The sequence below is a fragment of the Roseinatronobacter thiooxidans genome (assembly GCF_001870675.1).
Lineage (GTDB): Bacteria > Pseudomonadota > Alphaproteobacteria > Rhodobacterales > Rhodobacteraceae > Roseinatronobacter > Roseinatronobacter thiooxidans.
This window is the reverse complement of sequence record NZ_MEHT01000007.1, coordinates 214,840-239,014: the sequence shown is the minus strand read 5'-3', so window position 1 is coordinate 239,014 and position 24,175 is coordinate 214,840. Positions and strand designations below refer to the sequence as shown.

At 60.7% G+C, this 24,175-nt stretch carries 25 protein-coding genes; 12 read left to right on the top strand and 13 right to left on the bottom strand.

Features of this window, described 5'->3' with window-relative positions; genetic code table 11:
* Positions 1–30: 30 nt before the first annotated feature.
* Together BG455_RS04310 and BG455_RS04305 are read left to right on the top strand one after the other, a co-directional pair.
* Positions 31–1,209 carry a lytic murein transglycosylase gene (locus tag BG455_RS04310; RefSeq protein WP_071468721.1) on the top strand — a complete coding sequence of 393 codons (1,179 nt, stop codon included), beginning with the start codon at positions 31–33 and terminating at the stop codon, positions 1,207–1,209.
* 123 nt (positions 1,210–1,332) lie between these two features.
* On the top strand, positions 1,333–1,674 hold the full coding sequence (locus BG455_RS04305; RefSeq protein ID WP_071468774.1) for a DUF2853 family protein: 342 nt from the start codon (positions 1,333–1,335) through the stop codon (positions 1,672–1,674).
* 307 nt (positions 1,675–1,981) lie between these two features.
* On the opposite strand, the gene BG455_RS04300 is transcribed toward BG455_RS04305, so the two are convergent.
* Positions 1,982–2,713 (bottom strand): Crp/Fnr family transcriptional regulator, encoded by a 732-nt coding sequence (locus tag BG455_RS04300; protein WP_071468720.1) that lies wholly within the window; start codon positions 2,711–2,713, stop codon positions 1,982–1,984.
* Between the two features lie 175 nt (positions 2,714–2,888).
* On the opposite strand from BG455_RS04300, the gene BG455_RS04295 reads away from it, so the two are divergent.
* Positions 2,889–3,125, top strand: coding sequence for a hypothetical protein (locus tag BG455_RS04295; RefSeq protein ID WP_071468719.1), 237 nt, complete (start codon positions 2,889–2,891; stop codon positions 3,123–3,125).
* Positions 3,126–3,302: 177 nt separating this feature from the next.
* Here BG455_RS04295 and BG455_RS17060 read toward each other — a convergent pair whose 3' ends face one another.
* From BG455_RS17060 to BG455_RS04285, 3 genes are all read right to left on the bottom strand, one after another.
* The gene (locus BG455_RS17060) at positions 3,303–3,503 is read right to left on the bottom strand and encodes a hypothetical protein (RefSeq protein WP_143079875.1); all 201 of its coding nucleotides are present in this window, start codon (positions 3,501–3,503) and stop codon (positions 3,303–3,305) included.
* 107 nt (positions 3,504–3,610) lie between these two features.
* Positions 3,611–4,525: a ring-cleaving dioxygenase gene (locus tag BG455_RS04290; protein ID WP_071468718.1), complete on the bottom strand. Its 915-nt coding sequence runs from the start codon at positions 4,523–4,525 to the stop codon at positions 3,611–3,613.
* A 117-nt stretch (positions 4,526–4,642) separates the two neighbouring features.
* On the bottom strand, positions 4,643–6,049 hold the full coding sequence (locus BG455_RS04285; protein WP_071468717.1) for a helix-turn-helix domain-containing protein: 1,407 nt from the start codon (positions 6,047–6,049) through the stop codon (positions 4,643–4,645).
* Positions 6,050–6,201: 152 nt separating this feature from the next.
* On the opposite strand from BG455_RS04285, the gene BG455_RS04280 reads away from it, so the two are divergent.
* From BG455_RS04280 to BG455_RS04255, 6 genes are read left to right on the top strand one after another with little or no spacing between them, the layout of a single operon-like run.
* Positions 6,202–7,401: a pyridoxal-phosphate-dependent aminotransferase family protein gene (locus BG455_RS04280; RefSeq protein WP_071468716.1), complete on the top strand. Its 1,200-nt coding sequence runs from the start codon at positions 6,202–6,204 to the stop codon at positions 7,399–7,401.
* A gap of 12 nt (positions 7,402–7,413) precedes the next feature.
* Positions 7,414–8,388 carry an HpcH/HpaI aldolase/citrate lyase family protein gene (locus BG455_RS04275; protein WP_071468715.1) on the top strand — a complete coding sequence of 325 codons (975 nt, stop codon included), beginning with the start codon at positions 7,414–7,416 and terminating at the stop codon, positions 8,386–8,388.
* A 14-nt stretch (positions 8,389–8,402) separates the two neighbouring features.
* Positions 8,403–9,572 carry a malate--CoA ligase subunit beta gene (locus BG455_RS04270; protein ID WP_071468714.1) on the top strand — a complete coding sequence of 390 codons (1,170 nt, stop codon included), beginning with the start codon at positions 8,403–8,405 and terminating at the stop codon, positions 9,570–9,572.
* Positions 9,573–9,585: 13 nt separating this feature from the next.
* Positions 9,586–10,482: a succinate--CoA ligase subunit alpha gene (gene sucD, locus BG455_RS04265; protein ID WP_071468713.1), complete on the top strand. Its 897-nt coding sequence runs from the start codon at positions 9,586–9,588 to the stop codon at positions 10,480–10,482.
* Complete coding sequence (locus tag BG455_RS04260; protein ID WP_245735466.1) at positions 10,479–11,363, top strand: HTD2 family dehydratase; 885 nt, start codon at positions 10,479–10,481, stop codon at positions 11,361–11,363. Before sucD ends, BG455_RS04260 begins: the two co-directional genes overlap by 4 nt.
* 3 nt (positions 11,364–11,366) lie before the next feature.
* Positions 11,367–12,611: a CoA transferase gene (locus BG455_RS04255; RefSeq protein ID WP_071468712.1), complete on the top strand. Its 1,245-nt coding sequence runs from the start codon at positions 11,367–11,369 to the stop codon at positions 12,609–12,611.
* Between the two features lie 87 nt (positions 12,612–12,698).
* Here BG455_RS04255 and BG455_RS04250 read toward each other — a convergent pair whose 3' ends face one another.
* Positions 12,699–12,905, bottom strand: coding sequence for a cold-shock protein (locus tag BG455_RS04250; RefSeq protein ID WP_071468711.1), 207 nt, complete (start codon positions 12,903–12,905; stop codon positions 12,699–12,701).
* Positions 12,906–13,078: 173 nt separating this feature from the next.
* Positions 13,079–13,984, bottom strand: coding sequence for a DMT family transporter (locus BG455_RS04245; protein ID WP_071468710.1), 906 nt, complete (start codon positions 13,982–13,984; stop codon positions 13,079–13,081).
* Between the two features lie 165 nt (positions 13,985–14,149).
* Here BG455_RS04245 and BG455_RS04240 point away from each other — a divergent pair, with 165 nt between their 5' ends.
* On the top strand, positions 14,150–14,347 hold the full coding sequence (locus tag BG455_RS04240; protein ID WP_071468709.1) for a CsbD family protein: 198 nt from the start codon (positions 14,150–14,152) through the stop codon (positions 14,345–14,347).
* Between the two features lie 39 nt (positions 14,348–14,386).
* Here the strand turns inward: BG455_RS04240 and BG455_RS04235 are convergent, their stop codons facing one another.
* Positions 14,387–15,595 (bottom strand): AI-2E family transporter, encoded by a 1,209-nt coding sequence (locus BG455_RS04235; protein WP_071468708.1) that lies wholly within the window; start codon positions 15,593–15,595, stop codon positions 14,387–14,389.
* A 131-nt stretch (positions 15,596–15,726) separates the two neighbouring features.
* On the opposite strand from BG455_RS04235, the gene BG455_RS04230 reads away from it, so the two are divergent.
* Positions 15,727–17,019, top strand: coding sequence for a phospholipase D-like domain-containing protein (locus BG455_RS04230; protein ID WP_084386122.1), 1,293 nt, complete (start codon positions 15,727–15,729; stop codon positions 17,017–17,019).
* 385 nt (positions 17,020–17,404) lie between these two features.
* Positions 17,405–17,689, top strand: coding sequence for a hypothetical protein (locus BG455_RS04225; protein WP_071468706.1), 285 nt, complete (start codon positions 17,405–17,407; stop codon positions 17,687–17,689).
* A 232-nt stretch (positions 17,690–17,921) separates the two neighbouring features.
* Here BG455_RS04225 and BG455_RS04220 read toward each other — a convergent pair whose 3' ends face one another.
* The 6 genes from BG455_RS04220 to BG455_RS04195 form a co-directional block, all read right to left on the bottom strand.
* On the bottom strand, positions 17,922–18,221 hold the full coding sequence (locus BG455_RS04220; protein WP_071468705.1) for a hypothetical protein: 300 nt from the start codon (positions 18,219–18,221) through the stop codon (positions 17,922–17,924).
* Positions 18,218–20,704 carry a cytochrome c oxidase subunit I gene (gene ctaD, locus BG455_RS04215; protein ID WP_071468772.1) on the bottom strand — a complete coding sequence of 829 codons (2,487 nt, stop codon included), beginning with the start codon at positions 20,702–20,704 and terminating at the stop codon, positions 18,218–18,220. The genes BG455_RS04220 and ctaD overlap by 4 nt, the downstream gene beginning before the upstream one ends.
* Before the next feature lie 44 nt (positions 20,705–20,748).
* On the bottom strand, positions 20,749–21,429 hold the full coding sequence (gene coxB, locus BG455_RS04210; RefSeq protein ID WP_071468704.1) for a cytochrome c oxidase subunit II: 681 nt from the start codon (positions 21,427–21,429) through the stop codon (positions 20,749–20,751).
* Positions 21,426–21,932, bottom strand: a complete 507-nt coding sequence (locus tag BG455_RS04205) for a CopD family protein (RefSeq protein ID WP_071468703.1) — start codon at positions 21,930–21,932, stop codon at positions 21,426–21,428. Before BG455_RS04205 ends, coxB begins: the two co-directional genes overlap by 4 nt.
* Positions 21,929–22,648, bottom strand: coding sequence for a cytochrome c oxidase assembly protein (locus tag BG455_RS04200; RefSeq protein WP_084386121.1), 720 nt, complete (start codon positions 22,646–22,648; stop codon positions 21,929–21,931). Before BG455_RS04200 ends, BG455_RS04205 begins: the two co-directional genes overlap by 4 nt.
* 326 nt (positions 22,649–22,974) lie before the next feature.
* Positions 22,975–23,985, bottom strand: a complete 1,011-nt coding sequence (locus BG455_RS04195; protein ID WP_071468702.1) for a PRC-barrel domain-containing protein — start codon at positions 23,983–23,985, stop codon at positions 22,975–22,977.
* Between the last annotated feature and the right edge of the window lie 190 nt (positions 23,986–24,175).

The following is a 24,175-nucleotide window of genomic DNA, read 5'->3' as shown; positions in this document are numbered from 1 at the left end:
TAGCGTGTGACAAGTTTCTCAGGGGGTGTTATGCGTTTTCTTTCAATATTTGCAGCAGTTCTATCGGTTGGCCTTGCATCTGGTGTGCAGGCCCAAAGCTGTGGTGGCAATTTCGGCGCTTTCGTGGAGGGGCTGAAATCCGAGGCCGCCCAACAGGGCCATGACCGTGCCCGCATTGACAGTTTCTTTCGCAATGTCCGGCAAGAACAAAGCGTCATCAATGCCGATCGCCGCCAAGGCATTTTCCAGCGCCCGTTTCTGGATTTCTCGCGCGCGCTGATCTCGCAAGGCCGGATGAGCAATGGTCAGCGCAATTATGACCGCCAGCGCGCGGTGTTTGACCGCGCACAGCAGCAATACGGGGTTCAGCCCGGCATCTTGCTGGCCTTCTGGGCGTTCGAGACGGATTTTGGTGCAGTTCAGGGCGATTTCAACACAGTGAACGCGCTGGTGACTTTGGCGCATGACTGCCGCAGGCCAGAGTTGTTCCGCCCGCAGGTTTTCGCAGCACTGGAAATGTATCGCCGCGGCATGCTGGACCCTGTGCAGACGCGCGGCGCATGGGCGGGCGAGATTGGCATGGTGCAAAAGCTGCCCTCGGATATCATCAATTACGCTGTCGACGGCGATGGCGACGGGCGGATTGATTTGCAACGCTCGGCCCCCGATGCGCTGCTTTCTGCCGCTGCCATGCTGCGCGCCAAGGGCTGGCGCGCGAACGAGCCGTGGATGCATGAAGTCGCGCTGCCGCAAGGGCTGGACCTGACGCGCACGGGTATTCGCACCGAGATGACAGTCAGCCAGTGGGAGCAATTGGGCGTGCGCCCCACGCATGGGCGTTTGCCATCGGGCAATCTGCGGGCCTCGGTCATTGTGCCGCAGGGCCATCGGGGGCCAGCCTTTATGGTGTTCCACAATTACCGCGTGCTGTTTGAATGGAACCAAAGCTTTATCTATGTCACCACGGCTGCCTATTTCGCCACGCGCCTGTCGGGCGCGCCGGTCTATCAGGCCGGAAACCCAGAGACAGGTTTGAATCAAGACCAGATGCGCCAGTTGCAGCAACGCCTGTCACAGCGCGGCTTCAATGTGGGTGCGGTTGACGGGATCTTGGGCGCGAATACGCGCGCGGCGGTGCAAGATATTCAAGCCCAGCTTGGCCTGCCTGCCGATGGCTGGCCAACCCCGCAACTGCTTGGGATGCTGTGACGAAAAATTAGCCGCAGCGTGCAAATTTAACTTGGTTCAGGGTGGGTTTTCTTCCACTCTGGGCCTGATCTGCGCAGTCGGATCAAGGCTTTTTTCATGATTTCAATTTTGGAGATTAAAGATATGGGACGCAGAGATGACCTGATCGCGCGTTATGCAAGCGATCTGCGCGAAAAATGCGGGGTTGAACCCGATATGGATTTGCTGCGCAAAGTGACGATCGGGTGTGGCCCGTCGATCTATAATGCCGATGCCAGCACAGTCGCGGCCACCCAACAGCATGAACTGGACACAGTGCGCCGGAATTTTCTGATAAAGCGGCTGGGTCTGTCTGACGGACAGGAGTTGCATGATGCGATTGATGCAGTGATCGAACAATACGGACGCTCAGAGCGCAACAAATACCGCGCTGTCGTCTATTATCTGCTGACACGGCATTTCGGCAAGGAAAGCGCTTATAGTTGATGGTTCCTATCTGACAAAAAAATGCGCAATGACAGGTTTGAGGGCCTGGCGGAGATTGGAAAGATGACCCAAGCCGCGTAGCGTCGGGCCGTGGTGCGGCGATCCTCGCGCCCTGCTACAGCACTTTATACCAGCCAAATCCGCGAAAGATCAAGGCTTTGCGCGTAGCCAAGCCAAATCGCCGTGCCGGGGTACGGCCCGGCGATGCGCGGCGGCGCTACGCGCCTTGACTCCGCGCAAACGGCTGAAAACCCCGCCAAACCGCCCTTTGTCACGCAGGGCGGCATTTTGTGTCAGGCACGGAGCACTAGCGCAGCAATGGCCCGTCCTGATCCAGATAATCGGGGTCGAACCCTGCAAGGGTTCCAAGTGCGGCAATGTCATGGAACATGACACGCCCTTTCTGAAAGGTGACCAGCCCATCTTCGCGCAAATGACGCAAGACGCGATTGACATGCACCGCGCTCAGGCCAAGGATATCGGCCAAATGGTATTGTGTCAGCGGGCAGTCAAACCCGCTTGCATCGCCGATGCCGACAAGTTTCAGCCTTGCGCGCAGTTCCAGCAGGAAATGCGCCATGCGCATCTCGGCAGAGCGCCGCCCCAGATTGACCAGATGCTCGACCACCATCGCCTCATCCCGCGATGCGGCCCATAGCACAGCGGTGGCAAGGCGCGGGGCTTGCGCGAAACTGTCCAGAATATCGGATGCCAGCACTTCGGATGCCTCAATGCGGGTCACCGCTTCCAGACTATGATCCGAGGTTCGGAACAGAATGCTGCGCAAGCCCAGAAAGTCACCTGCGATCTGAATGCCGACGATCTGTCGCTCGCCATCTGGCAACATCTTGTAGGAACAGGCCCAGCCTTCGGCCAGAATGAAGGCGGATTTGTGGTTTTGCCCTTCATGGATCAGGGAATGTCCGGCAGCAAAGCTGCGCCTGCGGCGGTGAAATCGCGCCAGCGTGTCCAGATCGGTGTCTGACAACACCACAAAAGCAGAGAGTTTTTGGGTCAGGGCGCTGTGCGCGATTTGCATGCATGTCGCCCCAAGGCATGGCGGAATGCTGCCAGCCCTTCCAGATCGTTTATAAAGTTCCGAGTCAAGCTGCTTTGGATCAGTCATTTCAACACGACAACCCCTAAGATCACGCAACGTTCCCGATGACGCGGATGCAGGCGCATCCGTTCCTGTCCATATGAAAGCGAGGCTGATGATGACTGTCCCCAACGATATTGCCGGAACAGCCGCCTTGGCCATTTGTGAAGCGCTGCTTCTGGCGCTGAATGACCGCAACATCCTGCCCGAGAAAGAGATTGTCGGCCTGTTGCGGGATGCGGCAGATGCCCATGAATATGCCCCCGCTGGTGATCACGCAGACAAACACGCAGCCGTCGCAGCCCTGATTAACGGGATTGTAGCGGGTGGCAACTCTGTCCGGCGGCGGTAAGGGGGCGCGCGGCAGAAAGCCTGCACCGCCCAAGCAGTGCAGGCTTTCTGCCAACCGGCAGTGAGCGGGCGCGCTGAAAGCGTTCCGGTTTTTTGGTGCAACACCGAAACGCTTTAGCTTTTTTGGTTTGGCCGCAATTTTGAACCGAAAGTCTGTCAGTTTTTTCCTGAGGTTGCTTTAGCCCTTGCGCGAGGCGTCTTTTGCCTTGCCGATGGCTTTTTGAAATTTGCTGTCGGATTTGCTGGCCTTGCCCTCGGATTCATTTGCCTTGTAATCCGATTGCGGTTTGGCAGCTTTTGATCCTGATGCGGCTTTTTTCTTCTTGTCGTTACCCATCGCGTTGGTCCTTTCAGAAGGGGGTTGGCGCTGGCCGAACACACCGCAAGGCCATATGCGCCACCAGACAGCTTTCGCTGGTTGCCTGCACCCCGACACTAACCTGCATCAGGGACTCCCGCATGTTTTGTGCGGCGCGCCCTTGGGTGTTATGCGTGCGTCAGCTTCAGCGGTGGCAAGCGCTGTTCCAATTCCGCGCGGCGCGGCTCGTGCTGGGGGGGCAGCTTCAGGCTTTGGCCAAGGCTGGACATCGGCTCGTCCGCATCAAAACCCGGCCCGTCAGTGGCGATTTCAAACAATATCCCGCTCGGTTCGCGGAAATAGATGGCTTTGAAATACTGGCGGTCCTTCACCTCGGTTACGTTTTCACCCCGCGCCAGCAATGCCGCGCGCAACTGTTGCTGATGCGCGCCGTCGCGCGCGCGAAAGGCCACATGGTGGATGGTGCCAGGGCCGGGGCGGGCCTTGCGCGGCGTGTCCGCGCGCCACAGGTCCACCACGCGCCCCGGCGCATCGCCGGGCAGGGTGTAGCGCAGGCGTGTGCCATCCGGCCCGCGGTCTTCGCCCGCAAAGGCATAGCCGAACACCTCGGTCAGAATTTGCGCCGTGGGGGCAGGGTCCGCGACCCATAGGGTGACCGAATGAAACTCGCCCCATGCGCCCGCATCCGCATCTGCCACCATTTCAAAGGCTTGGCCATGCGGGTCGCTTAGCGACAGCACCTGCGCGCCAAAGCGCGTTGTTATCCGCCCGCCAAGTTCGGCATGCCACCGCGCCAGATCATCGGGCGCGACCGCATAGGCAAAAGCCTGCGCGGCCCCTGCGCCCGCCTGCCCCTGTTCGCGCGACTCGCGGTTGAAGAATGTCAGCACGGAACCGGGCGTCGCATCCTTTGCGCCATAATACAGATGGTACATTTCAGGCGCATCGAAATTGACCGTCTGTTTAATCAGCCGCGTTTTCAGCGTGCTTGTGTAGAATTCCAGATTTTCCTGCGCTGGGCCGGAAATGGCAGTGACATGGTGCAGTCCTGCAATGGGCGCTTGCGCGTGTGGGGGTGTCATGGCGTGCTCCTGCATATTGACTTGAGCCACATATAGCGCAATTCGCGGCCATCCGCATGGGACACAGGCCAACAGCTGCTGTGCTAAGGCGCACAGGTGGCTGGCACAACTGCCCGCTCAGGCATCATAGCGCGTGGCCCCTCTGCGGCTTTCATCGACAGGGGTTTTCAGCACACTGGCCTGATGCGCGCGTTGTTCACAGCCCGCGCGCGGGCAGATGCGGCAGTTGATCCCGATGGGCGTGGCCGCGGCCCCTTGCAGGGCAATCCCTTCGGCATAGCCGATTTCCGGCGCATGCTGGATCGTGCAGCCCATCGCCACAGTCAGCCGGTTATCCTGCCCGTGGCGTTCAAATGTCGGGCGGTCCACAGTGCGCGCGAAGACGAAATATTGCGAAGCATCGGGCATTTCCACCAGCTGCGGCACAATCCGCCCCGGCAGGCGAAAGGTCATGTGCACATCCAGCTTGGGGCAGGCACCGCCATATTCGGCCAGATGAAAATCGGTTGCATTGAAGCGTTTGGTCACGTTGCCCGCCTTGTCCAAACGCAGAAAGAAAAAGGCAACACCCTGCGCCCCTTCGCGCTGCATTGTTGTGGCGCGGTGGCAGGCCTGTTCAAAACTGACACCAAAGCGCGTGGCCAAATGGTCGAAATCATATTTCGAGGCGCGCGCCTCGGCCAGAAAGGCGTCATAGGGCATCAGGACTGCGGCAGAGAAATAATTTGCCAGTTCCACCAGACAGCGCGCGCGACCCTGTTTGTCTTCAATCCCGGAGGTGACAAGCAACCCCTCGATCTGGTCGCGGCATTCGATCAGCCCCAGAACATGCACCAGCTGAAAGACACGGTTGGGGTGGTCAAGGGCTTCGGATAGCAGCACTTCGCCGCGCCTTTGGTCATATTGGCGCAGGGTGCGGGGCAGGTCATTGACCCGCACCTGCCGGACAGAAATTCCATGGCGGTCATGCAGGCGCGCTTTCAGCGCGGCATACAGGTCATCTGTGGCGGGCGGTGCATCGCCCCAGACTTCAGCTGCGGCCTGTTCCAGCACGGGGAAATGGTTGCGCTGGCGGCGAAAGAAATGATGCACGGCCCCTTCGGGCGATGCGCTGAAAATCGGCTCCATCTCTCCGGGGTGGGCGGCAAGGGCCAGCAACTGGTCAGAGGCGGTCATATAGGCGCGGTGCAGGCGCAAGAAGGCCTCGATCACAGTGGGGCTATGGGTCTGCGCGCCGCGCAATTCATGCAGATCGGGGCGCGTGCCGTCAAATAACGGGTCTTGCAGCGCACCGCGCATATCTGCCAGCCGCGCGCCTGCGCCATCTTCGGCAATGTCGTGCCAATCCACACCGTAATGTTCAAACAGCCGCAGCAAAATGGCCACAGACACCGACCGCTGGTTGTTTTCCAGCAGGTTGACATAGGCCGCGCTGATCCCCAGCCGCCGCGCCATATGGGCTTGGGTTTCACCGGCATCCTGTCGCAGGCGGCGCAGATGGGGCCCGATAAAGGTTTTGCGCATGTTGCCATCCCTCGACAGTCTTTGCAAATGTTGTGTTTACAATATTACAAGAACACGTTTGTGTAAACTCTCGCATTTACAGCAGAACCCGCTTTCATTCGCAGCATCGCGGTTGCGTCTGTCATGGTGACGCTAACGAGGGAGGATTCGTTATGCTGACCGGCACTGCCCATCTGTTCATTCCCGGCCCCACCAATGTGCCCGCTGACGTGCAGCGCGCCATGATCGTGCCGATGCAAGACCACCGCGCGCCGGAATTCGGCGCTTTGTTGCAGCCTGTGCTGGCAGGGCTGAAGCCCGTCTTCGGCACGCGAGAGGCGCAGATTGCCTTGCTTCCCGGTTCCGGCACAGCCGCATGGGAAGCGGCAATCACCAACACGCTGAATGCGGGCGACAAAGTGCTGATGGCACGCCACGGGCAGTTTTCCGCACTCTGGGCCGATATGGCGCAGGCGATGGGCTTGCAGGTCGAGATTATCGATGTCGCATGGGGTGCGCCCTGTCCGGTGCGCGAGGTGGAACGCCGCCTTGGTGCTGACCGGCATGGCGAGATTAGGGCGGTGTTTGTCACTCATAATGAAACCGCAACGGGTGTCACCTCGGATGTGGGTGCCGTGCGTCACGCGCTGGACGCCTGTTTCCATGATGCGCTGTTGTTTGTGGATGGTGTGTCCTCTATCGGGTCCATCCCCTTCGAGATGGACCAATGGGGCGTCGATATGGCCGTGGCGGGCAGCCAGAAAGGGCTGATGTGCCCCGCAGGGCTGGGCATTCTGGCCGCCAGCCCGCGCGCCCTTGCCGCGATGGAGAACAGCCATATGCCACGCAGCTTTCTGAACCTGCGCGCCATGCTGGCCGCGCATGAGGGTGGCTCGTTCTGTTTCACCCCGCCTGCGCAATTGCTGCACGGGTTGCGCGCCGCGCTGACGCGGTTGCACAGCGAGGGGCTGGAAAATGTCTTTGCCCGCCATCACCGGCTGGCCGAAGGGGTGCGCGCGGGCGTGGCCGCTCTTGGCCTGTCCACTGTGGCCGAGCATCGCATCTTCGCCTCGGACACGGTGACCGCCATCCGCACCCCCCACGGCATTGACGCGCGCGAGGTGATCTCGATCGCGCGCACGCGGTACAACACCCATTTCGGCGGCGGGCTTGGCCCGCTTGCGGGCAAGGCGTTCCGCATCGGCCATTTGGGCGATCTGAATGAAGGCATGTGTCTGACTGCCCTTGGCATTGCCGAATTGTCGCTGAAAGCGGCGGGTGCGCCTGTCACCCTTGGTGCTGGCATTACCGCCGCGCAACATATCTTCGCTGGCGAAGCCCAAGCGCCTGCCCTGTCCATAGCCGCCGAATAAGGATTTCCCCCGATGAGCCATTCTCTTTATCCGCTGCGCAGGCAGCGGCTGCAACGCTCTACGCTTGCAGTACCCGCATCGAATGTCACCATGATCGACAAGGCCGCTGAAAGTGCCGCCGATGTGGTGTTTCTGGATCTGGAAGATGCCGTGGCCCCGCCCGAAAAGGCACAGGCCCGCAAAAACGCGGTCGAGGCGCTGAACCGCATCGACTGGGAAGCACGCGGCAAGACTGTCAGTGTGCGGATCAACGGGTTGGACACGCCCTATATGTACCGCGATGTGGTCGATATCATGGAACAGGCAGGCGACCGCGTGCATATGCTCTTGGTGCCGAAACTGGGCGTTGTGGCCGATCTGTATATGGTTGAAGCACTGGTCAACCAGATCGAGCAGGCCTGTGGATTGACCCGCCGTGTGGGGATCGAGGCGCTGATAGAAACCGCCCTTGGCATGGCCAATGTCGAAGAGATTGCCCGCTATGCCGCCACATCCGACTCGCGGTTGGAAGCGTTGCATTTCGGGGTGGCGGATTACGCAGCCTCCATGCGCGCGCGCACAGTCAATATCGGCGGGTTGAACCCCGCCTATCCGGGCGATCAATGGCATGCGTCACTGTCGCGTATGATCATTGCCTGCCGTGCCTATGGTTTGCGCGCGCTGGACGGCCCCTTTGGCGATTTCGCCGACCCTGATGGCTATATTCTGGCCGCCGAACGCGCTGCGGCCCTTGGGTTTGAAGGGAAATGGGCCATTCATCCAAGCCAGATCGAGATGGCAAATACCGTTTTCAGCCCGCCAGAGGCCGAAGTCACCCGCGCACACCGCATTATCGAGGAATTGCGCAAGGCCGAAGCGGCAGGCAAAGGGGCCGCCGCGCTGGATGGCAAGATGATCGATGCAGCATCCGAGAAGATGGCGATGAACGTGATTTCACTGGCTCAGGCCATCGAGGCGCGCGGGCAAGCCCCTGTTGCCGCCGAATAAAAGAGGGATTGATCATGGATATTCACGAACATCAGGCCAAGGATCTTTTAAAACGCTTTGGCATGCCCGTCCCCGATGGCGGCATTGCCTTTGCACCCGAACAGGCCATGCACGAGGCGCGCAAACTGGGCTTTCCGGTTGTCGTCAAGGCGCAGGTCCATGCAGGCGGGCGCGGGGCGGCAGGCGGCGTCAAGCTGTGCCAGTCCGAGGCCGAAGTCAGCGCCTTTGCGCTGTCGCTTCTGGGCCGCAATCTGGTGACCAAGCAGACGGATGCGGGCGGCAAGCCCGTGCACCGACTGCTGGTGGAACAGGCCACGGATATTGGCAAGGAACTGTATCTGGGCCTTGTTCTGGACCGCAAATCCGAACGCATCATGATCGTCGCCTCGCGCGAAGGGGGCATGGAGATCGAGGATCTGGCCGAAGAACAGCCCGACGCCCTGATCCGCATGGTGATTGACCCCGCCGTGGGGCTTGCGCCGTTCCAGTCGCGTGAACTGGCCTTCGGGCTGGGCATGGCAGGCGCACAGGTTGCGCAATTCGCCACGGTGCTGCGCGCCTGCTACCGCGCCTTCCGCGATCAGGATGCCACGATGGTGGAAATCAACCCGCTGGTTATCACTGGCAGCGGTGATCTGGTGGCGCTGGATGCAAAGATGAGTTTCGACACAAACGCGCTGTTCCGCCGCCCCGAAGTCGCGGCCCTGCGCGACCCGGGCCAAGAAGACCCGCGCGAAGATGCCGCCGCTGAACATGGCCTGAGCTATGTGGGGCTGGAGGGCGATATCGGCTGCATCATCAATGGCGCAGGGCTGGCGATGGCCACGATGGACATGATCCAGCTTGCAGGCGGGCAGCCTGCCAATTTCCTTGATATCGGGGGCGGGGCCAGCGCGGAGCGCGTGGTCGCGGCCTTTCGCACTGTGCTGTCAGACCCGAACGTGTCGGTGATCTTGGTCAATATCTTCGCAGGCATCAACCGCTGCGACTGGGTGGCCGCTGGTGTGGTGCAAGCTTACCGCGACCTGAACCTGACCCTGCCGGTCGTGGTGCGCCTTGCGGGCACCAATGTGGAAGAAGGGCGGCAGATCATTATCGAGTCGGGCCTGCCGCTGCTGTCTGCCGATACTTTGGCCGAAGCCGCCGCCACTGCGGTGGCCGCACGCCCCCGCATGGCCGCTTGAAGGAGCATTCACAATGACCATTCTGATTGACGAGAGCACCCGCGTTATCGTGCAAGGCATGTCCGGGCGTATTGGCAAATTCCACGCCGAAGACATGATCAAACACGGCACCAATGTCGTGGGCGGTGTAACGCCGGGGCGGGGGGGCGAAACCGTATTGGGCCGCCCGATTTTCAACACTGTGAAAGAAGCGGTCGAGGCCGTGGGGGCAGAAGCCTCGCTGGTCTTCGTGCCGCCCCCCGGTGCGGCGGATGCGATTATGGAAGCGGCCGAAGCAGGGCTGAAATTCGCGGTCTGCGTGACAGATGGCATCCCCTCGCAAGACATGATGCGCGTCAAACGGTTCCTGCGCCGCTTTCCCGCCGCGCGCAAAATGCGCTTCATCGGCCCCAATTGCGCAGGCATCATCAGCCCCGGCAAAGGGTTCATGGGCATCATGCCGCCCGCAATCTACCTGCCGGGGCGTGTGGGCATTGTGGGGCGGTCGGGCACTCTGGGCTATGAGGCCGCCAGCCAGATGAAGGCGCTGGGCATTGGCGTGTCCACCTCGGTGGGCATTGGCGGTGATCCGATCAACGGCTCATCCTTCCGCGACATTCTGGAACTGTTCGAGGCAGACCCCGATACCGATGCCGTCATGATGATCGGCGAAATCGGCGGCCCGCAGGAAGCTGAAGCCGCCGCCTATGCGCGCGATCACATGACCAAGCCTGTTGTGGCCTATATCGCCGGTCTGTCGGCCCCCAAGGGCCGCAAGATGGGCCATGCGGGCGCGATCATCTCGGCCTTTGGCGAATCTGCACAGGAAAAGGTCGAAATCCTGTCTGCTGCGGGCATTACAGTGGCCCCCACACCGTCTGCTATGGGCGAAACCATCGCGCGCGTTCTGGGTGCGAGGCAGGCCGCATGAGCAAATCCGAAGGCCCGATGCACGGCACCGCCGCCACCCCGCAAGACGCGCAGGCCTGGGTCGGACGCGTCGAGACGCGCGAAGGCGCGCTGTCGCCCGAATTTGCAGGCATGCTGATGGGCGCGCTGGGGCAACCGGCGGCCCCGCAACCCGCCATTCACACAGGCGCAATCATGCCGGTTCTGTGGCATTGGGCGGCGTTTCCCGAATTTGTGCCGATTGCAGATATCGCCACTGACGGACACCCCAAACTGGGCGGCTTTCTGCCGCCCTTGCCCTTTAACCGGCGCATGTGGGCGGGCGGCAAGCTGGCCTTCAAGGGCCGCTTTGCCATTGGCGAGAAGATCACCAAACGCTCTGAAATCCTGAGTGTCGATTTCAAGACCGGCCATACCGGCGACATGGCTTTCGTGCGCGTCGGCCACGACCTGCGCGGGCAGGGCGGCGCGCAGATCCGCGAGGAACAGGATATCGTCTATCTGCCGATCCCCGACAGGTTTCGCGCGCCGCGTGCCATAGCTGCGCCAGAGGCCCCGATCTTCAACGAACGGGTCGAAGTTGGCCCTGTGCGGCTGTTTCGCTATTCGGCGGCGACGTATAACGCGCATCGCATCCATTATGACCGCGACTATGCCACAGGGGCCGAACGCTACCCCGGTTTGGTTGTGCATGGGCCGATGCAGGCGACATTGCTGATGGAAGCGGCCATGCGCCACACCGGCCACGCGCCCACGCGCTTCAGCTTTCGCGGCGTGCATCCGATGTTTGACGGGCATTTGCACCTGCAAGCCGAAGCCGATGGGCCGGGGGCGCTCAAGCTCTGCACTGTGGCCGAAGCAGGCCACCAAGGGCTGCAAGCCCGCTTTGACTGGGAGGAATAGCCAATGGGAATTCTCAAGGGGATGCGCGTCATTGAAGGGTCGGCATTTGTGGCAATTCCGCTGGCGGGCATGACACTGGCGCAGATGGGCGCAGAGGTGATCCGCTTTGACCGCATCGAGGGGGGCTTGGACGCCAAGCGCTGGCCGGTCACGAAAGACGGGCAAAGCCTGTTCTGGGCGGGGCTGAACAAGGGCAAGAAATCTGTCGCGGTCGATATGAAATCGCCCAAAGGGCGCGAATTGATCACCCGCATCATCACCGCACCGGGCGAGGATGCGGGCCTGTTCCTGACAAATCTGCGCGTGCGCGGCTGGATGGACCATGAAACGCTTTCGCGCTACCGCAAAGATCTGGTGATGGTGGCGCTTCTGGGTGACCGGCATGGCCGCGCGGCGGTGGATTACTCGGTCAACCCGTCCTTGGGCTTTCCGGCGGCCACAGGGCCAGAGGGGTCGTCCGACCCTGTCTCGCATGTGTTGCCCGCTTGGGATTGCATTGCAGGCAATATGGCCGTCACGGCCCTGCTGGCGGCAGAGCGGCACCGTTTGCGCACAGGGCAGGGGCAGGAAGTGCTGTTCTCGCTGAAAGATGCGGCGGCGGCGATGCTGGGCAATCTGGGGATCATTGGGGAAGTGGCGGTCAATGGCACCGACCGGGCCAAATATGGCAATGCGCTATATGGCGGCTACGGGCAGGATTTCATCTGCGCCGATGGTGCGCGCGTCATGGTCATTGGCCTGACCGACCGGCAATGGCGCGGGCTGGTAAAAGCCACTGGCACGCAAGACGCGATTGCCGCTTTGCAGGCCCGCATTGGCGAGACCCTGTCGGAGGAGGGCGCGCGCTTCCGCCACCGCGCTGCGATTACCGAAATCCTTGCCCCGTTTTTCGCGCGCCATGGCGTTGCGCAATTCGCCGCAGAGTTTGACCGCGCAGGCGTGACATGGTCGCAATTTCGCAGTTTCGCGCAGGCGGTTCACGAAGACCCTGACCTTTCGCCGGAAAATCCGATGTTCCATATGGTGCACCAGCCCGGCATCGGCCGCTATCCGACGCCCGCCTCCCCGCTGGATTTCTCGCAAAGCGCGCGGCAAAAACCGGCCCCCGCCCCCGCTCTGGGCGCGCATACCGAAGAAGTGCTGGCCGATGTGGCTGGGCTGTCAGGGGGCGAGATTGCGGCGCTGTTCGATGAGGGCACGGTTACCGGCCCGCGCGGCGACAAGTTTTTTGTCACTGCGGCAGAGTAGGGGCATGCAGCCCCTGCACCGCATACCAAAAAGCGGGGGTGACTTGCGTCACCCCCGCTTTTCGCGTCACACGGACTGAACTTTCGTTCAGGCCAGAACGAGGTTCGTTGCGGATTCACGGCCGTTACGGTCGCTTTCCAGATCGAACTGTACGGCTTGGCCGTCATCCAGCTGGCGGATGCCAGCGCGCTCAAGAGCGGACACATGAACGAAAACGTCCTTGGAGCCATGCTCGGGCGCGATAAAGCCAAAACCTTTAGTTGCGTTAAACCATTTCACGGTGCCTTTAGCCATCGTGATATCTCCTTATTATAGTGCCATCCGCAGTATTGCGATGACTTGGCTCAGTGTCGTCAGAGTCGCAACTGAAGCCGGAAGGAGACAGAAGATCGAATGAAGAAGCTTTGCCTGACCCATATGCCCGTTATCCAGACAGATTGCAAGGGGGACGGCACATATACCTGTCTTTATTTGGGTTTGGGCGCGTGTGGGGCGGGTTTGTGCTGGGCTTCGCGCAGCAGGATAACGCCCCCGCTTAGGACAATGATCGCGGCGCCGGTGATCGTGCTTAGGCCGGGAATGTCGCGCCAGATCAGCCAGCCCAGCCCTGTTGCCCAGATCAGCGCGGTATAATCGAACGGGGCCACCAATGCCGCAGGGGCCAGCCGGAACGCCTGCCCGATCAGCGCCAGCCCAAGGCTGCCACATGCGGCAATCGCAAGGAACAGGCCCATATCCGCAGGCTGGACGGGTTGCCAATAGGCGGCGGCCATGGGGGCTGCATAGATCATTGGAAAGAACATGGCGAAGAGCATCATTGTCCACAGCCGTTCGCCCCGCCCGATCCAGCGCGCGCTGATCATGAAGATCGCATAGCACAGCGCCGTGCCTACGGGCAGAAGAGAGGCCATCTGAAAAGTGGCCCCGCCCGGCTGCACAATCACCAGCACGCCAGCAAAGCCCAAAAGCACCGCAGACCAGCGCCGCCAGCCGACATGCTCGCCCAGCAGCGGCACTGACAGCGCAGTGATGAAAATGGGCGCAGAGAAGACCAGCGCAGTGGCTTCGGCAAGGGGCAGATACATCAGCCCTGTGAAATACAGCCATGCCCCCGTCACCATCAGCAGCCCGCGCAGCGCATGCAGACCCATATGCGCGCTGCGCAGTGCCTGCGGGCCGAACAGGCCGAAAACCAGCGCCGCAATGATCGGCACAGCAATCGCATTGCGCAAAAACACGATCTGAATGGGCGGGTATCGGTCGGTCAGCACTTTGGCCAAAGCGTCATTGCCCACAAGAAACGCCACGCCCGCACAGATGGCCAGAATGGCAAGCGGTGTTTCGCGTGCGTTCAATGTTGCGATATGGCGCATGCGTCCTCTCGTCTGGCATCGGGCGATTTACCGCTAACAGAGTTTCCCGCCAGATACGAGCGCGGCGTGCAAGGGCCTGTTGGTGTGCCCCGCATGCATGGGCACGGAACCTTGCCCAATCCTGCGGGTTATAGGGGGACATGTGTTCAGTAAAAGGAGAGTGTCATGAACTGGGACCAGATCGAAGGCAAATGGAAACAGATGAAAGGGTCAGCAAAGGACCAATGGGGCAAGCTGACCGATGACGATCTTGATCAGGCCGCAGGCAAGCGTGACAAGCTTGTTGGCAAGGTTCAGGAAAGATACGGGATCGCCAAGGACGAGGCCGAAAAGCAGGTCGATAGCTGGTCTTCCGGCCGGTAATCGCCCGACCCGGTGCCACCTTTGGTGGCACCGGGACTTTCAATCGGCGTCTGAGGGGCGGGATGGTGGCATCTCAAGCTCTGATGTGGCGGGAAGCTGCGCCGCCGAACCCGACAGCAGGTTTGCAAACACATGCCAGCGGGGCACCTGCTCTGCGATGACGCGCAGCGCCACCAGAATGGGCACAGCAATCAGCATGCCCAGAAACGACCACATCCATGCCCAGAACGCGACCGACAGGAACACCAGCACAGTGTTCATGCGCAGGCGTTTTGCCAGAAAGGCAGGGGTAATCAACTGCCCTTCCAGCGATGTCAGCAGCAGATACACCCCGCCCACCAACAGCACACTGGACAATGTGTTGAACCATAGCAGCGCCACAACTGACGCCAGCACAACCCCCATGACCGCGCCCAGATAGGGAATGAAATTCAACAAGAATGCCAGCACCGCAAATAACAGCGGCACCGGCATACCCAGCGCCCACATGGCAAGGCCAATGCTGACCCCCAGCCCTGCATTGATCAAGCTGACAGTGCCCAGATAACCGCCAAGGTTGCGCTCGACCTCGCGCAGGGCAGTCAGGGCTGCGCGCTTTTCGCCAAAGCCGTCAAAACTCTGGATGATTTTCAGATAGATCAGGTCGCTGGAAGACAGCAAGAAGAACAACAGCACCAATGCAAAGATGACCTGCGCAACCATCGCGGGTGTCTCGGTCAGGTACAGCAGCGCGCCGCTTACTGTGCTCATTAACAGATCATCTTCCTCATCGCCATTTTCCCCGTCTTCGGCGATACGCGCAGGGCGCAGATCGGGGATGTCATTCTCGGCCCCGGCGCGGAAATTCTGAATGACAGCCAGAAAGACATCGCGCGCCGCTTCAATTCTGGCAGTGATGTCGCGCACGATATCGGGCAGGTTATTGGCCACTTCCATGATCGGCCCGCTAAGCAGGAAAAATATTGCCGCAATTCCCATCAACAGGCTAAGCACCAATACCGCAGCAACGCCCGAGCCCGGCAGGCCAATGCGCTGCGCGCGCCGCTGCAAGGGCACAAAGACAAAGAACAGCAACAACGCCACCACCACAGGCAGCAGGAATTCGCGCGCATATTGAATAGCGGCAAGCAACAGGATGATGAAAATCCCCACCACCGCTGTCGAGGGCACAGCGGCGCGGCGCTCTGCGCCAGCATCATCGGAGCGTTTGAGGTCGGGCGCAGGCAGGGGCAAGGGGATATCCAGCAATTACGGGGAAGGCGTCACACTACAGAACGCGTGATCTTGGTAAATGGTTCCAAGTGCGGCGAATTTCGGGAACCGAAGGCAGGCGGGCAGCGTTACAGATTTGCCCTTTCCCAAAGAAGCGAGCCTTGAACATGCCGCGACTGCCGCACCGGTTCCGTCGAAAAATCCGCGCGGCTGTGGCCGCTGTTCTGGGGCTGGTTCTGTTCTGGTTTTTATTGATTGCCCTGATGCCCTACCGGCGCGAGTTGCGCCACGCCGTGCCCCCCGGTGCCGCGGCCTGTGATCCGCAATTTCCGCGCGACATGGGCGGGCTGAGTGGCAGCCCCATCATGGGGGGTAACCGGATCGACACTTTGCTGAACGGGGATGCCATATTCGCGGCCATGCTCTCTGCGATCCGCGCCGCGCAGCATTCGATCACCTTTGAAACCTATATCTATTGGAGCGGCCAGATCGGCACGCGCTTTTGTGACCTGCTGATCGAGAAGGCGCAGGCCGGAATTGCCGTAAAGGTGCTGATCGACTGGTTTGGCGGTTTGCCAATGGATGATGACCTGATCGAGCGTATGCACACAGGCGGGGTAGAGTTGCGCATGTTCCGCCCCATGCGCCCGCGCACGCTCTCGCGCCTGAACAACAGGACACATCGCAAGGTGCTGGTGGTTGACGGCAAGACCGGCTTCATTGGCGGGGTTGGCGTGGCCGATGTCTGGATGGGCAATGCGCGCACCCCCGATGAATGGCGCGACACGCATTATTGCGTCACAGGGCCAGTTGTGGCGCTGATGCAAAATGCCTTCGCCCATAACTGGGTGGAAGCCAGCGGCGAGGTTTTGCGCGGGCAGGCATTTTACCCGCCGCTTTCGCCCGTGGGCACAACCGAAATCCAGATGGTCAAAAGCAATACCGGCAGCCGCAACGAAATTCATCTGATGTTCATGACAGCGCTGGCCGCCGCGCAAGACCATATCCGCATCTCGACGCCGTATTTCGTGCCGGACAAGGTGGCCATTGCGCAATTGCTGGAAGCGCGCGCGCGCGGCGTGAAGGTTGATCTGCTGATCGCAGGCAAACATACGGATTCGTGGCTGGTGCGGCGCGTCTCGCGCACATCATGGCGCAAGCTGCTGGACGCGGGCATTCGCATCCACGAATACGCGCCGACATTCCTGCATGCCAAGCTGGTGATTGTCGATGAATGCTGGGCCTCTGTCGGGTCGGCAAATTTCGATGAACGCTCTTTCCGCTTGAACGACGAGGCCAATCTTAACGTCTATGACACCGCTTTCGTGGCTGAACAAATCCGCATTTTTGAAGCAGATTGCGAACGCGCCCGATTGGTGCGCGGGGACGATCTGGACAAGATTGGCTGGCTTGACCATGTTCAGGCTGCGGCTTTGGGGTTGCTTCGGCCCCATCTGTAGGGGGCTTGCCCACAGGTTCCCCGAAACGGCCAAGAAGCTGTGCCAGATGGTCCGGCAGCGCCTGCGATGCACCAAGCGGATAAGAGCGGCGCAGGTTCTCATTGATCTGTTGTGTCTGATGGGCGGCGGGGGTCATCGGCTCTCTCGGTTTTGTGTGATTTTACGCATGCGTTGTCAGCAAGTGTAATGTCTGTGCCTTCAATCGGTTCCGTCAAATCACGCCGGTTTTGTGCCTTTGCGACAATCGTGTGACAGAGCGGGGCATGGAACCTGATGGCTGTGCGCGCGTTTTGTCAGTGATGGTCGAGCGCAAGGCGCGCGGCGCGACGCGCGCAAGACACAGCTGTTTGGGCATGTGTCCCAAGCAGTCTGGAAAGGAAAAGTTATGACAGCCCCCGATACAAATCTGAAAAAGCAGAAAAAGCGCCACAAAGGCCCGCTGATCGGTATGGCGGTTGCTGTGACAGTGGCGGTGGTATTCCTGCTATGGATGCTGTCGAACAATCTGGGCACAGAGGTGACAGACGAAGATCAGGCAGCACCCGCGCAAGATGAAGAAACTGTTGGCCCGCCCGCTTCGGGCAGCGTTTCAGGGCCAGGGGACACGGGTGCCCCACAAAGTTTCGAGCCAGAGCAAGCGCCGGAACCAGAGCCTTTGCCCGGCGAGTGACAGTGTGACCCCTTTGGGTCTTTGGCCCCTTGCCGGTGCTGGCAGGGGGCTTTGGCCTGCGCGAGGGGGCCTGCAAGGACGGATATTTTCTGTGCCACCCGCTGGAACCGATATCCGTGATCCGCGTTTGGTTGGATGTCCCTGCTCGGGTGTCGGGTCTCTCATCCCTCCCGGTCCCGCTCGGGTCTTTGCCCGCCTTGTCCGGTCCCTCGTGGCAAGGCGGGCATTTTTGTCAGCAGCTTGTAATTACAGTGACGGGGAACAAGGTCACAATCGTGGCCGCCAGCCCGATCCATACGGCCATGCGGGGCAATCTTTGGTGCCGCTCTTGCCCTGATGGGGCCAGTCGCAGCAGGGGGATAAAGGCGATCAGCCCCAAAACCCAGACGCCGATCAACAGCATCCGTGCGCCCCCATCCAAACCTTCCGGGCCGCTTCCGCCTGCGCAGGCCCAACCATGCAGCGCATAGATCAGGCTGAACAGGAACGCCCATAGCATCGGGCCGCTGATAAGAAGCGCAAGCCACCTCATGACACCCCCACCTGCGCAATAAGAACCAGCGCCGCGAGCAGTGCAACCGCTGTGGTAAAGTGCTGCCACATCTGCCATGCCCCCAAGGCACCCTGCGTCTGCGGGGTAATCTCGCCGCGCCGGAACTGGTCCAGCACGAAGGCCGCCATTGCCGCTGCCACCAGCATATGCAGCCCGACATAGCCTGCAACTGCTGCGCGCAGCGCGTCGCGGGCATGGGCGGTGGGGTCATCCATCTGGCTGAATGCAAGCCATAGCAGGGCTGCCAGCGCCAGCAGGTTCGCGCCCAGCCCAAGGGCGGCCGCGCTGCGCGTGTTCAACCGCCCGACCAAAGCCGCAAGAACCAGCGCGATGCCGATCACCCCCAGCCCGACCAGACTTGTCACAGTGTCGGCCCCTGCGGCGGGTGGCGGTGTGGCGGGGGTGACCACAGACAAAAACGCCACCCCGAACAACAGCGAGACGAACAGCGTGCCATCCGCCACCAGCACAGCCGCAAGCCCCGTGCGCGCCAAGCTATGCTGCGCACAGTGGTGGACAGGCAGGTTCAGGTTGGGCGCAACCTCGACCGCGCGCAGATCGCCCGCGGGCGCCATGCCGCGCGCCCAGACCCAGATCAGCGCGCCCACTGGCACCAGCGCCAGCGCGGCCAGCCTATACTGGCCCGCCAGCATCATCAGCACAAACACCCCGATACTGGCCGACAGATACAAGGGCAGCGCCGTATTGCCCGGCAGAATGGCCACATGATGCGGGCGCGCCACCCCGACGGATGTGACCAGCAATTCCCGTCGCCCCCGTGCCGCCCCCGCCAAGGCCCCTTCGCCCCGCGCCAGTGACAACACCGCATCGCGCGCGCTTTGCCCCAGATGCCGCGATATGGGCAGCGAGGCGAAGTTATAACTGGGCGAGGGGACCGGCATGGCCCAATCCAGCGTTGGCGCATCCCATGGATCGCGCCGCGTGCGCTGGCCCAGTGTGGCCTGCAAGATCAGGTCCAGCACAAACATCGCAAAGCCGATTGTCAGCACGAAGCTGAAGATGGACGAGGTCAGGTTCAGCCAGACCCATTCGGGATTGTCGGGATAGACATCTATCCGGCGCGGCATGCCCATAAGGCCCGTCAGATGCATGATGAAAAACGTGCCGTGAAAGCCCAGCAGAATGACCCAGAAGGCAGCTTCTCCCACGCCCCTGATGCGGGCCTTGCCTGTGATCAGCGGCAGCCAGTAGGTGGCCGCTGCCATCATCGGGAAGACAAACCCCCCGATCAGCACATAATGCAGATGCGCGGTGACAAAGGCCGTGTCATGCGCCTGCCAGTTGAACGGCACAATGGCCAGCATCACGCCTGTCAGCCCGCCCATGACGAATGTCAGGAAAAAGCCGCAGATATGATACATCGGCAGATGCAGCTGCGGATGGCCCTTCCACATGGTGCCGATCCACGCGAAAACCTGCACCGCTGTCGGCACCGCCACCAACACCGAGGCCGCCGAGAAAAACGCCAGCGCCATATGCGGAATGCCCACTGTGAACATATGATGCACCCACAGCCCGAAAGACAGGAACACCAGCGCCAGAATGGCCGCAACAATAGCCCCGTAGCCCAGAATCGTCGTGCGGCACATGACAGGAATGATCATCGACATAACGCCTGCTGCAGGCAGGAAGATGATATACACCTCCGGGTGGCCAAACAGCCAGAACAGGTGCTGCCACAGCAGCGGATCACCCCCGCGCGTGGGGTCGAAGAAGGGCCAGCCAAAGGCGCGCTCCAACTCCAGCAGCACTGACCCTGCAATCAACGGCGGAAACCCCACCAGCATCATCGCACTCGTGCCCAGCATATACCATGCAAATAGCGGCATTTCGGTCAGCTTCATGCCGGGGGCGCGCTGGCGCAGGATGGTGACGGTAATCTCCACCGCCGCCGCCACGGCAGAGATTTCCACGAATGTCACCCCCAGCAGCCAGACATCGGCATTGATGCCGGGGGAATGGGTGGCATCCGACAGCGGTGTGTACATGAACCAGCCGTCATGCGGGGCCACGCCGAATAAAAGCGCGGTCAGCATGATCAGCCCGCCAAACAGATAGCACCAATAGCCAAGCGCTGTCAGGCGCGGAAAGGCCATGTCGCGCGTGCCCAGAAGCTTGGGCAAAAGCCAGATGCCCAACCCCTCCAACATGGGAATGGCGAACAGGAACATCATGATGCTGCCATGCATCGTGAAAATCTGGTTATACAGGGCCGTGTCCAGAAACGCGCCCTGATGGGTGGCCAGCTGCGCACGGATCAGCATGGAGAGAATGCCGCCAATGGCAAAGAATACCAGCGCCGTGCCCATGAAGCGCAGGCCAAGCGTGGTGTGGTTGACAGCCGTAATCTGGCCCCAAAGGCCGCGATCATTGCGCCAGACCCGCGTCAAGTCGCGGTGCAACGCCAAGGCGCGCTGGGCGGGGGCAGGGGCAACATGCACGCTGTCCGCGCGCGCGGATGCGGCGGCGGGTGTGGGGATATCGGTCACGGCGCACCCTCCTGCTGCTCTGTGCCTTCATCGGACAAATCCGGCGGCCAATCCGCATGCGCCTGCACTGTAAAGCGCATATGGGCATGGCCCACGCCGCAGAATTCAGCGCAAATCCCGTCATAGATGCCGGGAGTATCTGCCTTCAGCCGGGCGCGGTTGGTCCGGCCGGGGATGGCATCCATCTTGCCGGCCAGTTGCGGCACCCAGAAGGAATGGATCACATCCTCGGATGTGATCAGAACATCCACGGGCTGGCCTGCGGGAATATGCAGCAGGTCTGTGCTGCGCATCGCGGCGCCATTTGCGTCTTCATGGGTGAATTCCCACCCCCATTGAAAGGCATGGGCCTGCACTGTCACGGCACCGTCATCGCGCGGCAAGATCCGCTCGCCCACCCACAGCCCTGCGCCCAAGACACTGCCAAGGATCGCCATTGAAAACCACAGGCCAAGACCATGCGTCCAGACCCGCGCTTGGGTCTTGCGCGGTGCGCCAAAGCCCATCGCCAGCAGACCCAGCACAAAAACCGTGATCAGCGCAGCACCCGCCAGCATGGCCCACCACAGCCACGCAATTTCCGTGGCAATCGGCCCAGAGGGCTGCAAGGTCGATAGCGGGCCATCGCAGGCCGCCAGCAGGCAAAGCGCGCAAAGGGCAAGGGCAGGGCGGGTCATAGCGGGTCAAACCTTGCCGGTATCTGGTTGCCGCGCGGTTCTTGCAAGATTGCGGGCATCAGGGCGATGAAATCCTCTAGCGCGGGTTTTGCCAGCACCAGCCACAGAACCAGCCCCATCAGCGGCACCAGCGCCAGAAGCGACAGGCCCGCCATGGGGGTGCGATATGCCCCTTGCCCCTCGCCCGCCTCTACGATCACATGGCCCATCCACGCATGCAGCAGCACCATACCCGAAACCGCAACCAGCTTGGCCAGCATCCACGCCTCCAGCACCTCTAATGCGAAGATCAGGATTGTGCCGAAAGTCACGGCAATCACAGCGGCAGGGGTGATGACGCCTGTATAGCTGTAATGTGTCAGCCAGCGGAATTCGGCAAAACCTGCCTGTGTGCGGTTCTCTGGCCTGCGGCCATAGACATGCAGGATAATCGGCAGCACGATCAGCCCTGCGCACCAGATCGACAAGGCAATGATATGTGCCGCCTTCAATGCTGCGATCATATGCGCATATCCCTGTGCAACAGCCGCTGCGCCATCACGCCTGCCAGCACGGCCACCGGAATCATTCCCGGCACCCACATGATCAGCCCTGCAAGCTGTTGGTCTTGTAGCGCGGACAGCCCGAAGCGCTCGGCCTGGGCCAGATGTTCCAGATAAAAGGGGCGCTGCGCAAAGGTCAGCAGCGCGCCAAGCAGGCCCATCTGCCCGACCATTGGCACCAGCCAGATCACATGTTCCAGCTTGGCCGCGCGGCCAAGGACAGTGGACCAGAACGCCCATGCAGGCACGATCAGCGCCGCCTGCATGCCCCAATAGACAAGCGCGCTGTCCCATGCCGCACTATAGGCTTGCGGGATGTGCCATAACCACAATGCGCCAGACAGCGTGGCAAAACTGGCAGTGACAGGGATTTTGCGCAGCGGAAAGGCCAGCGCAAGCGCAGGGGCCAGAATGCCGAAAACCACCAGATGATGCAGCGTGCGCGCGGCAAACAGCGCCACTGTCAGCGCGCAAAGCGGCGAGACAAAGGCGAGCACCGCCGCGCCAAAGGCCACACCCGATGCCCCTTGCCTGCCCCTGTCTGTGCCGCGCAAGGCCCAAGCCCCCGCGCCACCAAGGGCCAGCAGCGCAAAAATCAGATACGGGTCAAGGTTCCATGCCCAAAGCCAAGTGCTTTGGTCAGGCGCGGGGCCGCAATATGGGTGGGCTTGTGTCATGTCTGGTTAAATGGATTGGGTGTCATATCGTCCTGATAAGGCTGGGTGTTGGGGTTGCATGCACGAAGGGGCACCCGTCACAGCACCCCGAACACGAACAACAAGATGATGACAGGGACGGGAATACCGACGAACCAAAGCAAAATGCCGCGCATGATCTGACCTTTCCTTGCTGCCCGAAAAAACACAAACCTGCCAACATAACGTTACATGCGCGGGTTGGTTCCGAATGCTGCCTGCGGCTGTGGCGCAGGCCCCGAAAAAAGGCCCGCCAGTTGGCGGGCCTTGGCACTCGTTACGCAACACGGGTTACAGGCGAGAGGATGTCAGCCCTGATATTCGGGCAGGCTTTCCATCTCTTCCTGTGTCATTGGCAACTGAACGCGCACATTTCCATCCGTGTCATTCCACAAGATGTCGATGTCATCGATCTCCAGTGCGACAGTGTGTTCGCCCATTCCAAGGAAACCGCCAACATCCATGATGGCATGTGTCACAGTGCCATCATCGCCGATGACAAGATCGTCCACTGTGGCGATTGACTCGCCTTCGCGGCCATAGACATCAGCCCCCATCAGGCGGTCTGCGGTGCGGTCTTGCGCACTCATGACCTGATACCCTTGCGGCACTTCTGTGCGCGCTTGTGACTGGGTTGTCATGTCATCTTGCGCTTGCATGCCGTCACCGGCCTGCATGTCCATGGTGTCGGTGCGGCCCTCGCGTTCGGCTACATCGCCGTCATGGCCCATTGTCCCGCCGGGTTCTGCCTGCGCATCATGATAGCTGCGCTGTTCAAACCCCATGGCCAGCTGGTCTTCGCTCCATTCCGGCAACGCTTCCAGTTGCTCTTGCGTCATCGAGGCGACAACGAAGAAATCGTCAATATCTTCTGGTGTGCTGTCGTCACTGACGAAATACAGATCGTCAATATCAACCATCACACTGCGCGCCCCAAGACCAAGGAAGCCGCCCACATCGATCAGGATACCACGGATTTCGCCATCCATCGTGATGATGATGTCGTCAATATTGCCGACATTCTCCCACGAGTCGCGGCTGGATGCGAACACATCGCCACTTTCCCACCGCATGCGCGAACGGTCCGCCGCTTGCCCTTGTGCCATGCGATCTTCGGACAGGGCGCGCGTTTCCTCTGTATCAAGCGTATACAGATTCATGCCGGTGAAATCGGTTGCCAGAAACGCAGGTACATTGCCTGTCATCTGGTCCATGCCGGCGCCAGTTGCCTGCTGGTCCATTCCGGTATCTGTTGTCTGCGCAACTGCCCCCATCGAGGTTACAGCGACAATTGCGGTTGTAAGCATAAACTTGTTCATCACACTACTCCTATAGTCCGTTTGGCCCCATGAAGGCTCTGACAAATAAACCAACGAGAATTAATTGGGTTCCTGAAAACTTGTGTGTTTGATCGGGGTATTTGAAAACATGAGGTTATATCTGCTGTTTTCTCCCGGAAGATGCGGGCGGGGTTTTGGTTTCTCATGTAGGGGCTGACAGAAAAGGCCC